Origin of the sequence: Mesorhizobium sp. ESP6-5 (assembly GCF_020164695.1) — a bacterium.
Classification (GTDB): domain Bacteria; phylum Pseudomonadota; class Alphaproteobacteria; order Rhizobiales; family Rhizobiaceae; genus Mesorhizobium; species Mesorhizobium australicum.
In genome coordinates, this window is sequence record NZ_JAIUGR010000019.1 from 1 (window position 1) to 14,081 (window position 14,081).

The 14,081-nt window shown below is 60.7% G+C and carries 10 protein-coding genes; 5 read left to right on the plus strand and 5 right to left on the minus strand.

Translation table 11 applies throughout. From position 1 onward, the window contains the following. Positions 1–89: 89 nt before the first annotated feature. From LB524_RS26235 to LB524_RS26255, 5 genes are all read right to left on the minus strand, one after another. A complete protein-coding gene (locus LB524_RS26235) occupies positions 90–677 on the minus strand; it encodes a hypothetical protein (RefSeq protein ID WP_224531182.1) in 588 nt (195 codons plus the stop codon). Between the two features lie 280 nt (positions 678–957). Further along, on the minus strand, positions 958–1,206 hold the full coding sequence (locus tag LB524_RS26240; RefSeq protein ID WP_224531185.1) for a hypothetical protein: 249 nt from the start codon (positions 1,204–1,206) through the stop codon (positions 958–960). Positions 1,207–2,556: 1,350 nt separating this feature from the next. After that, a complete protein-coding gene (locus LB524_RS26245) occupies positions 2,557–3,576 on the minus strand; it encodes an NAD-dependent epimerase (protein ID WP_224531188.1) in 1,020 nt (339 codons plus the stop codon). 108 nt (positions 3,577–3,684) lie between these two features. Then, entirely contained in the window at positions 3,685–5,076 is a 1,392-nt protein-coding gene (locus LB524_RS26250) for an HlyD family type I secretion periplasmic adaptor subunit (protein WP_224531190.1), read from the minus strand. Then, positions 5,069–6,823, minus strand: coding sequence for a type I secretion system permease/ATPase (locus LB524_RS26255; protein ID WP_224531193.1), 1,755 nt, complete (start codon positions 6,821–6,823; stop codon positions 5,069–5,071). Before LB524_RS26255 ends, LB524_RS26250 begins: the two co-directional genes overlap by 8 nt. A gap of 403 nt (positions 6,824–7,226) precedes the next feature. On the opposite strand from LB524_RS26255, the gene LB524_RS26260 reads away from it, so the two are divergent. The 5 genes from LB524_RS26260 to asnB all read left to right on the plus strand — a co-directional run bounded on the left by LB524_RS26260 (position 7,227) and on the right by asnB (position 14,080). Then, a complete protein-coding gene (locus tag LB524_RS26260; RefSeq protein WP_224531196.1) occupies positions 7,227–8,936 on the plus strand; it encodes a calcium-binding protein in 1,710 nt (569 codons plus the stop codon). Between the two features lie 176 nt (positions 8,937–9,112). Continuing rightward, on the plus strand, positions 9,113–9,364 hold the full coding sequence (locus LB524_RS26265) for a hypothetical protein (protein WP_224531197.1): 252 nt from the start codon (positions 9,113–9,115) through the stop codon (positions 9,362–9,364). A 254-nt stretch (positions 9,365–9,618) separates the two neighbouring features. Beyond that, entirely contained in the window at positions 9,619–10,830 is a 1,212-nt protein-coding gene (locus LB524_RS26270) for a glycosyltransferase (RefSeq protein ID WP_041163711.1), read from the plus strand. Beyond that, positions 10,827–12,089: an O-antigen ligase family protein gene (locus LB524_RS26275; protein ID WP_140725775.1), complete on the plus strand. Its 1,263-nt coding sequence runs from the start codon at positions 10,827–10,829 to the stop codon at positions 12,087–12,089. The genes LB524_RS26270 and LB524_RS26275 overlap by 4 nt, the downstream gene beginning before the upstream one ends. Further along, the gene (gene asnB / locus LB524_RS26280; protein ID WP_140725772.1) at positions 12,089–14,080 is read left to right on the plus strand and encodes an asparagine synthase (glutamine-hydrolyzing); all 1,992 of its coding nucleotides are present in this window, start codon (positions 12,089–12,091) and stop codon (positions 14,078–14,080) included. Before LB524_RS26275 ends, asnB begins: the two co-directional genes overlap by 1 nt. Position 14,081: the final 1 nt, after the last annotated feature.

The window sequence follows — 14,081 nt, forward strand, 5'->3', positions numbered from 1 at the left end:
GGGCTACTCCTAGGATTATCCCTAGGACTTCCGATGTTCGCCCTCAGCTGACAAGACGGCCCTCACCGGAGGGGTACGCCTCTTCAGCCTCAGCGGCGCGCTATCAGTAGGCACAGCTGGCGCAGGTCACGGTCATAAGTCCCCTCATTGCTGAGGACGTCCGCGCAGCGCTTCTTCATGCGCATTAGCTGCGAGCTTGACATCTGAGCCACTGCACCCGGAATGTTGGGGCTCGAGAGGATGCTCGGGTTCGACGGATTGCTGGGATTCGTTCCGTTTCCAACGGCCACGCCCGCGCCGACACCGCTTGTGCCGCCGACATTGGCACCGAGCCCGGCGCTGACGCCGCCCGAACCACCGATGTTATCCCCGGCTCCAGCATTAACGCCATTGCTGCCGCCGACCGAAGCGCCGAGCCCGGCGCTGACGCCGCTGGAGCCACCTGCATTGGCGCCAGCACCCGCGTTCACGCCACCCGCACCGCCAATTGACGCGCCAGCCCCAGCGCCGATGCCGCCCGATCCGCCGACCGATGCTCCGGCATTGACGCCGCCGTTTCCGCCAACTGAGGCACCTGCACCAACTCCAAGGCCAGCAGCCGTTGCCGGAAGCGACAATGAAATGATGACTGCGCTGCTAGCAAGAATTTTGGCGAAAGTTTTCACGAAAGAATTCATGACACTCCTCCTGTTGCTTTGCACCAGCCGCAAGTTGGCTGTGATGATAGCAACGAGCCGCCGAGCGTCTCGGGTGGGGAACAAGGAGACTTAATTCGGAAGAAGGCTTCCGAAATGTCAAAGCGATCCTTAAAATTCTTACGATTGGTGAGCCGCCCGGCTGGTGGAAAGCGCGTCTCCTCGGCCGCGCCTACATGCCGAGCTTTTACGGATAGGCTGGCCCGCAATGCGAGAGAGGGGGCGACGCTTTGGGAACGAAGGGAGTAGTGGCGGCTGGGGTCTAGCGCTGCAGCAGTCGGCCTTCATCGAGACGGTTGAACTGGTGAAATGCGCCCGCAGGGGGTTCTTCATCAAGCGTGGACTCTTCTGCACGCTCTAGTCGTTCAAGCAATTCCTTGAAGACTTCCGGTAAATCCGGATCAACCCGGAAGCACGGCAGGCTCTCTGCGTAGCGGTTCATCGCCTTTGAGCCTACCTGACGCTTGACAGCGGCAGCAACTGTCCCACCCGAACTCTCACGGAAATTCATTGTCAGGTTGTCCCTTCGTCCAGTCCGGAACCCCTGAGCTTGTGAATGGTTCCGCAATTTGAACATAGTCGTGGCCCGATCCGAATATCGCCCTATCGTTGTTGGTGTCATTGGTGACGGTGTGAGGAGTCCCTCCCTCTCGCTTCCCGTCATCGCCAGAAAGGACCGACGGATTGATACGGGTCCATCAGCCCATTCTTCGGTGAAACGATCTGCCTGCTTAACTGACAGCTCTCCGAAATTCCAATTGTTCGGCACTGTGCGCTCGTGGGGCCTGCTGACCGTAACCGCGCACCCCCGGGGGCAACCATCGCTGCCTAGGCCCTATCAAGACCCCAAGCAGGACAGCGCGCTATCATTTACAATTTTCCATGACGGTCCGCCTTCGCGTTGGGGCTGCTAGGACTGGGCACCGGGGCCGGGGTGTAGGCAACCGGCCGTGGGTCCCCTTAAGACCGCTTAGTTCCGACGAGGATTAAGAGGCCTCGTGGCCAAGCCTGCGTGCGGAGTCTTCTGAATTGAGTAGGTCAACGACCTCGATCGCATAATCCCTATCGAGCAGGTCGCCATAGGGATGCCCCTCAATCTCTGCCGGCAGGCCGGTGAACCCATCAAACACCGTCCATGTGCCGTCGATTTCAGTCCTGAGGCCGTACCTTCGATATAGCATTTTGCCATATTAAAGCAGTCTAATGTGGCAGGCAATGACGGGCTGAGGAGTGACCTGAAGGATAAGCCGGATGGCGTGGAGTACCAGGTGATGGCTGGGGGTGTTCTCGCTGAGTAGCAAATGTCGAGCCGAAGAACTTACGCTAGTCCGTGCAGCATGGGGAGGCTGGCGGGCTTTTTTGCTTCCGCCAAGAACCGATTCTATCGGCCCAAGGTCATTGCCTGCCGCCCATTGACACACTCCCAGGCCGGGAGGCGCCGAAGAGTTGTTCAGACAGCTTCGGGGCGCCCTCCAGACCACCAAGAGCAACACGATAAGACGCCGGTCGGCTTTGCCCAGGCCTTCCAAAAAGGTGATACCTATTGTGATACCTATTGTGATACAAATTCGCGTCAGGTACACAAAAAGAAGAATAAGAACAATAGCTTATCCATCGGATCGATCCCAGCCAACGGTACCACTAGCACTCTCCCCATAACCGGTCGAAACTATTGGAGAAGGTTTCTCCAATAGCGGGGTCCTTTCCTGATTGCATCGACTCTTCGATGCTGCGCCCCTTGCTCTCGCGCACCGCAACTTTCGCGGTGTTCCGGCGCATCAGTAAGTGATGGCTCGACCCGCAAAACCACGCCCCGCTCTTAAACAGTCGGCTGCGGCCCGGGCCTCGCGAACCCGACCCGTCAGCTGTAGAAATCCTGGTACCACTCGACGAACCGCCCCACCCCCTCGGTGACGGAGGTGCGGGGGCGATAGCCGACCGCCGCCTGCAGCGCCGAAGTGTCGGCGAAGGTGTCGGGCACGTCGCCGGCCTGCAGCGGCAGCAGCTCGATCACCGCCTTGCGGCCGAGCGCGTTTTCCAGCGCCTCGACATAGGCGGTCAGCTTCACCGGATTGTTGTTGCCGATGTTGAAGATGCGCCAGGGCGCGCTGCTGGTCGCCGGGTCCGGACGGCCGGAATCCCAGGTCGGGTTGGCCGCGGCGGGGCTGTCGCTGGCACGGATCACGCCCTCGGCGATGTCCTCGACATAGGTGAAGTCGCGCGTGTGGTTGCCGTTGTTGAACAGCTTGATCGGCTCACCGGCCAGGATGCTCCTGGTGAACAGGAACAGCGCCATGTCAGGACGTCCCCAGGGGCCGTACACGGTGAAGAAGCGCAGCCCCGTGGTCGGCAGGCCGAACAGGTGGCTGTAGCTGTGCGCCATCAGTTCGTTGGCACGCTTGGTGGCGGCGTAGAACTGCAGCGGATGGTCGGCCGGCCGATGCTCGGAAAACGGCATGTCGGTGTTGGCACCGTAGACGCTCGAGGTGCTGGCATAGGTCAGGTGCCCGACACGGCTGCCGCGGCAGGCCTCGAGCATGTTGGTGTAGGCGATGATGTTGCTCTCGACATAGGCGCGCGGGTTTTCCAGGCTGTAGCGCACGCCGGCCTGGGCGGCGAGATGGATCACCCGGTCGAAGCCATGGTCGGCAAAGCAGCCGTCGACCACGCCCCTGTCGGCGAGATCGCCGTGGATGAAATGATAGCCGGCATTGGTCTTGCGGCTCGCCTCGTCCAGGAGCCGCAGCCGCGCCTGCTTGATTTGCGGGTCGTAGTAATCGTTGATGCTGTCGATGCCGACAACCTCGTCACCGCGCTCCAGGAGCCGCCTGGCGACATGATAGCCTATGAAGCCGGCAGCGCCGGTGACCAGTACCTTCATCAGAAGGCATTATAAGTTGCGCTGTGAAGCCGGCATCCTGCGGACGCATGATATGTCCAGCCCATGGGCTCTCGGGCTGGACCGCCGGCATGCGAATTCCAGGCCTGCTTAGCGGAAAGCCCTGGAAATCTGGTCCGTGAGAGGTTTCAGCATATACGACCACACATTGCGTTCATCCGTGCGGATGTGAACTTCCGCTGGCATGCCCGGTCTGAGTTGCCTGGCTTCCTTCAAGCACTCGGACTGACTGTCGACCTTGATACGGGCCGAAAAGTACGAAAGCTGGCGTTGCGGATCTTTGATCAGGTCCGCCGAGATGTACTTCACGGAGCCGTTGCAAACAGGGGTAGTCCCGGCATCGAAAGCTGGAAACCGGATCGAAACGCTCTGTCCCGGGTTGACGTCGTCTATGCGGGAAGGAGGGATCAACGCGTCCACGACAAGGTTGTCGGCCTCGGGAACGATCGTCATCAGCAGTTCGCCCGGGGCGACCACGCCGCCGACAGTGTGAACGGAGGACTGCTGAACTGTGCCGGATTGCGGAGCGCGGATCTCGGTTTTGGTCAGTTCGTCTTGCGCCACGATCCTGCGTTCGTTGAGTTCGGTGCGCTTGGCTTCAGTCTCGCGCAGTTCACCGGTTACGTCGCTTCGCCGTTGCTCGTCGAGCTGCAGGATCTGCAACTCGATCTCGCTGATCTTGGCCTGTGCCTCTGCTACCGCGGCTGCAAGTCGCCCCGACTCGCCCTTGGCTCGCGTCGCATCCAGCCTGACGTTGCTGATCCTCTCTTTGGATACCAGTTTCTTCGAATAGAGGGCATCGACATCCGTAAGGTCAGTGCTCAGCAGCGCCGCTGATTCATCGGCTGCAACCTGCTGCGCCCTCAGGCCATCGATCTGACGCTCGAGTTGCTTTGTTTGGCTCGACAAGAGCGCCTTCTGCCCGGCCAATGCCGAGGCACGGGTTTCGAACAGAGCGCGCTCGCCGCTGACAAGGGCGGCCAGCTCCGGCTTTGGCATCCCGGCCTCAAGGCCGGCTGGAAGCTGCATTTCACGCAAACCGCCGCGTTCGGCCTCCAGTCGCGCAAGCCGCACCGTGGTGCGATCAAGATCTTCGCTGATAATCTGCAGATTGGCCCGTGGCAGCGTGCCGTCCAGCCGGACCAATATGTCACCGGCCCGAACATGGTCGCCGTCTTGCGCAAAGATGCCGCCGATCGTGCCGCCGGTCTGGTGCTGGACCTTCTTGATGTTGCTTTCGACCACCACCGTGGCGGGCGCGATCACGGCGCCGGCTATCTTGGTCAAGCCAAGCCATGCTCCGCCGCCGACCACCAGCAGGCCAGTCACAACGAGCCCCAGCGTCATGCTTGGCCAAAGGGTCCCTGGCGCAAGGATGCTGTCTGGCACCTTGGGCAAGTCGGTTTCGGCGGGCTGATCTCGAGTTCCGAACCGGGCAAGTGTCGGCATGAACGCAAGCACGCGGGGCAAGATGTCACGCATGTCCGGTCACTCCCGAGTGGATGGGCGCGATCGAAGATGGACGTTGCGCGGCAGGCGAGGGCGGCCGCCGCATGCCGGCAAGCACTTCCTCGCGCGAGCCGAAGGTGCGCAGCCTGCCATCCGCCAGGACCATGACCTGATCGATGTTGGTGAGGGCAGATGGCCTGTGTGCAACAACGATCACAATACCTCCACGCTGGCGGACGGCCATGATGGCTCCGGCCAGGGCGGCGTCACCTTCAACGTCGAGATTTGAGTTTGGCTCGTCCAGCACGACCAGGAACGGGTTGCCGTAGAGCGCCCGGGCAAGGCCGATAAGCTGCCTTTGCCCTGCCGACAGCGCTCTGCCTCCCTCGCCGATGCGCGTCTGGAAGCCTGCCGGCAGATGCATGATCGTCGAGTGGACGCCCGCGGCTTTCGCCGCGGCGAGCACGCCCTGGGGGTCGCTCTTGCCGCCAAATCTCGAAATATTGTCCGCCACCGTCCCGTCGAACAGTTCAACATCCTGCGGCAGATAGCCAATGTGGGCGCCGAGCCGTTGCGCGTCCCACTGGTCGAGAGAGGCCCCGTCCAGCCGCACCGTGCCGTGCAGAGGGCTCCAAACTCCCACCAGCGCGCGCACCAATGTTGTCTTTCCCGAGCCGCTTGGGCCGATAACGGCCATTCCCGCGCCGCTCGAAAGCTGGAAGCTTACATCGATGAGCGTCGGCCTGGGTGTACCCGGAGGCGCTACCGCCAAACTATCGACCGCCAGGCGGGCCTCTGGCGGCGGCAACTTCATGGATTCGATTGGACTCTCGAACGCACGGAGCGCCGCTTTCAACTGGGAATAGCTCTGCCGGGTGGACAGGAAACCCCGCCAGTTCGCAATCGCCGCATCGACCGGGGCTAGGGCGCGACCCAGCAATATCGACGACGCGATGATCACGCCAGGGGATGCTTCGCCTCCGATGACGAGATACGCGCCGAGCCCTAGCACCGAAGATTGCAGCACCATCCTAAGCGCCTTCGACAGCGAGCTGATTCCACCCACGATGTCGGAGAGCCGCTCCTGATAGGAGAGATAAGCGTGAGTGACTTCGCCCCAGCGCCCCGCCAGCCGTTCGGAGAGGCCCATCGCGTGGACCACCTCGGCATTCCGACGGCCGGAATCAGCAAGCGCGCGCTGTGTCAGGATCGCTTCAGACGCCAGCGCCGCAGGGCGGCGGCTGATGATCTCAGCCACGATGGTCAGCACGACGACGGCGACGGAGCCGAGGGTCGCAAGCACGCCGAGCGACGGATGCAACATGTAGATAATGAGCAGATAAAACGGGATCCACGGCGCGTCGAAAAGAACCGTCGGCCCCGTTCCCGAAAGGAATCCGCGCAATTGATCGAGGTCGCGCAACGGAAGCACCCGGTCCGCTTCTCGACCGGCCCTGAGCGGGAGAAGCAACGAAATTGCGAATGTTCTCTGCTGCAAACTGCAGTAGAATCGACTGGCGATTCGGACCAGTAGACGAAGCCGCACGAAATCGAGCAGACCGTAGGCCGCATAGAGGCCCAGCATTCCGATGGTGAACCCGACCAAGGTCGGGACGCTTTGCGACGGCAGGACGCGATCGTAGACCTGCAGCATGTAAACGGATCCGGTCAACGCAAGGATGTTTATCATTGCGGAAAAGAGTCCGATGCCAGCTATTCCGGGCAGGCAGTCTAGTATTGCGGAGCGTAGCGGAGAGGCGCTTTGTGGCTCTTTATTCATAGCTTATTGCTATGACACGACGTTGTCGCGTGTCTTTCTTTGTTCATCCGATGGGTAACCTTTTCTGATTCCACCATATCACATGCGCCCCCGGACATGATGGCTAGCTAACATATGGCGAACTTTATGCAAAATGAAGCGAAATCGTGGCCGGGAGTCGGGGTGGGGAGAGGGGTGCCTGTGAAAACAGTGGAGAACTGTGCATGCGGTCGTCAGTGGAAAACCCGCAGATTTCTCTGCAAGCCACTGACTTTACACTAAATTGCACCGACCCGTTGATGTGGCCATCCCCACAGCGATCAAAAACTTCGTTCAAAGATGTTGGTATGTGATTTTCATCTAATGTAGCTTTCGGTCTAACCCCCATCCAGGGCGGGGTGTTGCCAAACAAGAAGGAAAACGCATGGCGACTCTCCATTATGCATCAGGCGGTTCGGCTGCCGAAGTTGCGGGCGCCGGATTTAACCTGGCGGACGTTCAGTATCTTTCGCAGGTCAATGAGCTGCCCAGCGGAATGAAGGGGCTTGTCTATCTAAGCGCTCATGACGGGGTGACCTCGTCGTTCATCGAAAAAGTCACGCCCTTCCTCAACAATCCAAAAGTGTTTGGATTTTTCCTGATGGACGAGCCGGATCCTACCGGCAGATGGGGCACCTACGCGAGTGCGGCAAATCTGAAGGCTGAATCCGACTGGATCCATTCCCATTTCCCGGGCGCCAAGACCTTCATCACCATGATGAATATGGGGTCGTCCACCAACCCGGACTTTTCCAACACCTATAATCCCGCCAACACCGGGATCGACTACTATGGACTGGACCCATACCCGGTTCGCACGGGGATAAGCAGCGTCGACTACAACATGATCGACAGAGCCGTGGCCGCGGCCGTGAAATCAGGCATTCCGGCTGACAAGATCGTTCCTGTATATCAGACATTTGGCGGCGGCGGTTGGCAGACGGACACCGGCGGCAAGCACGTCATGCCGACGTCGACCCAAATGCAAACGATGATCGATCACTGGGCAAAGCTGGTTCCGTCCCCAGCCTTCGACTATGCGTATGCCTGGGGTTCTCAGAACGGCGACACCGCCCTGGAGAACTCCCCTGAGTTGCAGGCCGTTTTTCGCCAGCACAACCTCGCCAGCCCTAGTCCTTCGACACCGCCTCCGAGTTCCGAGCCGACAACGCCTACGCCCACCACGCCGACTGTCCCCGATCCCACGCAGTCGACCCATCACATCTTCCATGGCGGCCCTGGCGCGGACGTATTTCATTCGACCAGCGGGGACGACGTTTACTATGTCAACAATGCACATGATAAGGTGATGGAGGCATCAGGCGGCGGCTTCGACAAGGTGGTCGCCTCGGTCAGCTACGCATTGTCTGCTGGTTCGCATGTCGAGCAACTCTCGACCGACAAGACGGGCGGCACACATACGATCAACTTGACGGGCAACGAGTTCGGCCAGGCGATCAATGGCAATTACGGCGCCAACAAGATCGATGGTCGAGGCGGCGCCGATACAATGAAAGGCTATGGCGGCAACGACACCTATTTTGTCGACAATGTGCATGACAAGGTGGTGGAGCAGCCAGGCAACGGCAAGGACGCGGTGTTCGCCTCGGTGAGCTATGCTCTCTCGGCGGGCTCATCCGTCGAGAAACTTGCGAGCACGCAGGCTTCGGGAACGGGGCAAATCAACCTGACCGGCAACGAGTTTGCCCAGACGATCCAAGGAAATGCCGGCGCCAACAAGATCAATGGCGGGGGTGGTTCCGATACGCTGACGGGCTTTGGCGGCAAGGACGTCTTCGTGTTCAACACCGCGCTTGGCTCTGGAAATATCGACAAGATAACCGACTTCAAGGTTTCCCAGGACAAGATCCAACTTGATCACAGCGTATTCACCGGACTCCAGCAGGGCGCCCTTTCGGCCGCGAACTTCCACATCGGCAAAGGTGCGCATGATGGAAGCGACCACGTCATCTATAACAGTTCGACCGGCGCGCTCTCTTTCGACAGTGACGGTATCGGCGGCCATGCTCAGACGCAGTTTGCGACCGTTGCTCCGCATCTCTCAATTGGCGCGAGCTCCTTTTTCGTGGTTTGACGCACGCGGTTGTGCTTCCGGCAGGAGCTGAGCGCTCCTGCCGGTCGGCTTCTCCGCTCGCCGTCGAGTTGAGCGCGCACGCCGCTTTTTGGGCTAAAAACTGCTGCCGTCCGAGGCATTGCGGGAACATTCTGCCTTGATCGTGGTTTGGTGCCATCGCGCAGGGGATGGATGACGTGCCAAGCTACGAAGTCGAGGAGATTTTCGCCGGCCAAGTCGTGGTGACCCACAAGGTAGTCGCACCAACTCCGTTTCGAGCAGCCAAGCTCGCGACAAACCGGGAAATCACGCTTCGTGCTTCCGAGGTCCGCTGGATCCGGGTATTCGAGCAGGACGGCCGCCGCCGAGCCTATGAATATACGTTCTCGGATCGACCTCAACCCACCCCAACGAGCAATCTTGATAATCCGATCACCCGTTCGCGATGAATGCGCATTCGCGCGGCTGATCCCATAGCGCACGGCGTCTCGATCCAAACAGTCCAGCCCGCGGTCTGATCCTTGCGCCGTTGGCACGCAAGCATGGTTCTAGTTGCGTCATTCGAACGGACGAGGACAACGGCCAGCCCTGCCCGTAGCCTGAATTGCTGGTGTAAATCGCAACGAAATCGGGCCATGGGAAACGATCCAAGTTCGAGCCGCTTATGGGAGCCGAAGGCCCGCTGGATTTCGGGAGCGGCACGATGAACCCGCACCTGGTTTGCATCGGCGGCGAGGATCACGCCCTGAGGATCTCGTTTCTGATGGAACTCCGCGAGCGGGGTTTTCGGGTCACCGCGGTCTCGACGGGCGATGAAGCTCTGTTTTTACGGCACGGCATTCCGCACCGCCGCTACGAGTTCAATCGGTTTGCCAATGGCAGCGGCAAAGCCGGGACGATCAGGACATTGCGAAGGTTGTTGCGGGAACTCCGCCCCGACATCGTCCAAAGCTTCGATACGAAACCCAATTTGCTAACCCCGCTGGCGGTGCGGGGAGAAGTCCCGGTCGTCCGCACGATCAACGGCTTGGGCTGGACCTTCTCATCGCTGGAGCCGCGAGCCTTGGCCATGCGGCCCGCCTTCTGCGGTCTGCAGTGGGTTGCTTCCTTCTGGACTGCTGCCACGGTTTTCCAAAATCGCGACGACCAAGCCTTTTTTGAGCGCTATCGGCTGATCCCACGCGGCAGCGGACGCCTTATTCAGGGGTCGGGCATCGACGTCAATGCATTCGCGGTGGCAAGACGTCTTGCCTCATCACCAGCGGCAATGCGGCGGGAATTCGGACTGGAATCGGCCGAGATCGTCATTTTTGTCGGCCGGCTCACCCGCCTTAAGGGCATTCCGACCCTTCTCGAGGCGATTCCGCACATTCTCTCCAAAAGACCTCATGCGCGTTTCGTGCTCGTTGGCCCACGGGAATCGGAAGGACCATTCGCCGTCGAAAAGTCCGAAATCCAACGATTTGCTTCTCATGTAACCGTGCTGGGCAAACGGCATGATGTCCCCAGTCTGCTTGGCATGGCTGATTTGTTCGCCTTCCCAACGCAATATCGCGAGGGCGTTCCGCGCGTCTTGCTGGAAGCCGGACTCGCTGGATTGCCGATAGTCGCATCGCGAATGCCCGGTTGCAGCGACGTCGTCGAAGATGGGTGGAACGGTTATCTGGTCACGCCGCGCGATGCTCGCGCCCTTGCGGACCGGATAGTCGACATACTGTCGGACCGCACCTTGGGAGCGGCCATGGGGCAGCGCTCCGCCTCGCTTGTCAGGGAGCGTTTTGCCCTGCCGGGCATCGTCGACCAGTACTGCGATGTCTATAAGAGCAATCTCAGGACCAAATCTCGCGGCTTGCTTGCTCCATCGCCTCTGGAGAGCGGCATTGCGAACCGCCGGTTGGACGGGGCGCGGCAATGATGCGCGACGCGTTGCTTGCCGGCGGTGTCATCCTGTCAGCCGCGTCGCAGCTCTCCGTCCCCGGCATGCCATTCGGCTATGGCGAACTGCTCCTGGCGCTTTGGATCATGCTGTCGGCCGGACGAATGTTGGTCGGCGGGCGCGTCGAAGCGACACCAGCCTTCGCGCAACTCGCGACTTTTTGGCTGCTCCTTTCTCTCGCATTGGGGATCGGCACGATCGTCGGCTACTTGACCACCCTGCTTTACCCGACAGGGTTGTTGCACGACACAATGGCCTACGTGCTGTTGGCCAGCATCACTTGCCTGGCGAGTGTTGAGCCGGACGCGGGGCGTCGTCTTCGACGCAGCGGTTGGTGGGCGATCGCGTTCGCCGACGCGATATTTGCCATCCAACTCGCCATCGCGTGGGGTTGGCTCCATCAGCCCGGCGTCGATCCCTGGTATTGGGACCGCTTCCGCGGCTGGTCTGAAAACCCGAACCAGCTCGCGCTCTATTGCGCGCTTCTTGGTCCGCTGGCGCTGCACCTTGCAACCACTACTCGCAACCGGTGGGGTCAGGCCCTTGCGCTCTCAAGCCTCGTGTTCATCTTTTTTGTCGGCCGCCTGACCAGGAGCGATGCCTATCTCTACACCACGATTGTAAGCGGCGTCGCCTTCCTCGGGTTGCGGTTGAAGGCATGGTTGGCATCCGATGGCAATCGAACCAGCCTGCCCAGGCAGATCGCACTTCTGCTGATGGTCGGCGCTGTCCCCCTGGTGATAGCGATGACCCCCTATCTTCTTAGCGAGGAAAGCTTTGCGGCGAATTTTGCCAAGAGCCTCACCAAGGACGGAGGCGGCGAGGCCACGGCTGAAACATTCGAACTTCGGGTTTATCTGTGGGATGAGGCGCTTCAGAAGGGGCTGCAATCGGCATCGCTCGGCCTCGGTCCTGGCCCCCACCTGGAGCGCCCGCCGACGGCCGACATGCAATTTCTGGAGCGGCCGTTCGAAGCGCACAATACGGTTCTCGACCTCTATCTGCAGGGCGGGCTGGTCGCGGTCATCGCCTTGCTGTGGATCGTTGGATTGGCGGCCATGTCCGCCTGGCGCGCTCGCTACGACGCGCTTTTGGTGCTCGTGGCGTCCGCAGCCGTGTTCAGCATACCGCACCTCATCATTCGTCATCCGATCGTGTGGTTTGCATTGACCTTCTGCCTCGTCGCGGGAACGCCAAGCGTTTTCCGGCGCGAGCTTGAGCCTTCAGAGGTGATGTGATGTGCGGGATAGCCGGGATACTTCTCGCGTCCAATGCTGCCGACCCCAAGTCGCTCGATCAGATCGGGCAAATGATGATGGCGCTTCGTCACCGCGGTCCGGATGGCGAAGGACTCTGGACGGATCGCGAAGCAGGCATTGCCTTAGGCCACAGGCGGCTGGCGATCGTCGATCTGTCGGAAACGGGGCAACAGCCCATGCTGTCCACAAGCGGTCGGTATGCGATCACCTTCAACGGCGAGATATATAATTTCCGTGACCTGCGTCTCGAGCTTGAAGGCGTCGGTCACCATTTCCGCGGCACCAGCGACACCGAAGTCATGTTGTGTGCGATCGAGAGCTGGGGCCTCGAGGCCGCACTCCAGCGTTTTGCTGGCATGTTCGCGTTCGCCTTGTGGGACCTGAAGACGAGGACCCTCCATCTCGCCCGGGATCGATTGGGCAAAAAGCCCCTCTACGTCGCTTCAGCCAGGCATGCGCTGGTCTTTGCTTCCGAACTGAAAGCAATCAGCCGCTTTTCGGGCTACTCTCCGGAGATCGATCTGGATGCCGCCACCGCAATGCTTTCCAAGGGGTGGGTCCCGGATCAGAGTTGCATCTGGCAAGGTGTCTTCAAGCTGCCACCCGGCTCGGTCCTGACCCTCACGGCCGCGACTGTGGCGGAGGGGCGCGGCGGCGCATCCCTTTCGCAGGGCGCAAGTCGCTGGTGGTCGCTGGCCGAAGTCGCCAAGAACGGGCGAGAACACCAGATCGCCGGCAGTGACGACGATTTGACCAATGAACTGGATGATCTGCTCCGGCTTGCCGTTCGCGAGCGCATGATCGCCGACGTTCCGTTGGGCGGTTTCCTGTCGGGAGGCGTCGACAGCTCTACCGTTGCAGCCTTGATGCAGGCTCAATCTCCAAATCCCGTGCGCACTTTCACCATCGCCTTCGCGGAGAGCGGCTTTGACGAGGCCCCTTACGCCGCCGAGGTAGCGCGCCATCTGGGCACCGACCACACGGAACTACACCTTTCGGCCGCCGCCGCGCGTGACGTGATCCCCGAACTGCCAACGGTGTGGGATGAGCCATTCGCCGACGAATCGCAGATACCGACTCTGCTGGTGGCGCGGCTGGCCCGCCAGCACGTGACCGTGGCGCTGTCGGGGGACGGCGGAGACGAGTGCTTTGCAGGCTATGGCCGCCACTTCATGGCGGACCGGCTGAAACGGTACCAAGGTCTACCCGCAAGTGCACGACGAACGGTGGCGGCCGGCGCAGGGATGCTGTCCAGGGCGGCTCGTCACGATTTCATTGGCAACCTGCCACTTCCGTCGCATGTGCGGCATGCGCTGCGCAGCGATCGGCTCACTCGCTTCGCCTGGCTTCTCGCCGCGAAGGATGAAGACGAGCTGCACAGGCGGCTGACAGGATCATCGGCCGAAAACCTCACCCGGCACGAGACTCCTGCATCCATAGTCTCTGCACCGCGGCTCGACGGGCTGTTGTCTCGCCTCCTGTACGACGACATGTCCGGTTACCTCGCTGGTGACATTCTCGTCAAACTGGATCGAGCCAGCATGGCCAACAGCCTCGAGGCGCGTTGTCCCCTGCTGGACCACCGCGCCGTCGAATTCGCTTGGCGCCTTCCGGCTGCCATGAAGGTTCGCAACGGCAGAGGCAAGTGGATCCTTCGAAATGTGCTGCGTCGTTATCTTCCGCAACGGCTGATCGACCGGCCGAAGCAGGGCTTCGACGTGCCGATCGCGGCTTGGCTGCGGGGCCCGTTGCGCAGCTGGGCCACCGATATTCTGTCCGATGTTCGCAACCAGGGCGAAGGCTTGCTGGACAGCACAAAGGTGGACGCCTGCTGGCGCGATCACGTTGCAGGACAGGACCGCTCCCGTGAACTGTGGTCGGTGCTGATGTTTCAAGCCTGGTGCAACGAGGCCAAGCGGCAGGCGTCGGCATCGAACTCATCCCGTGAACTCGATCTGGCAGGAGTATGAA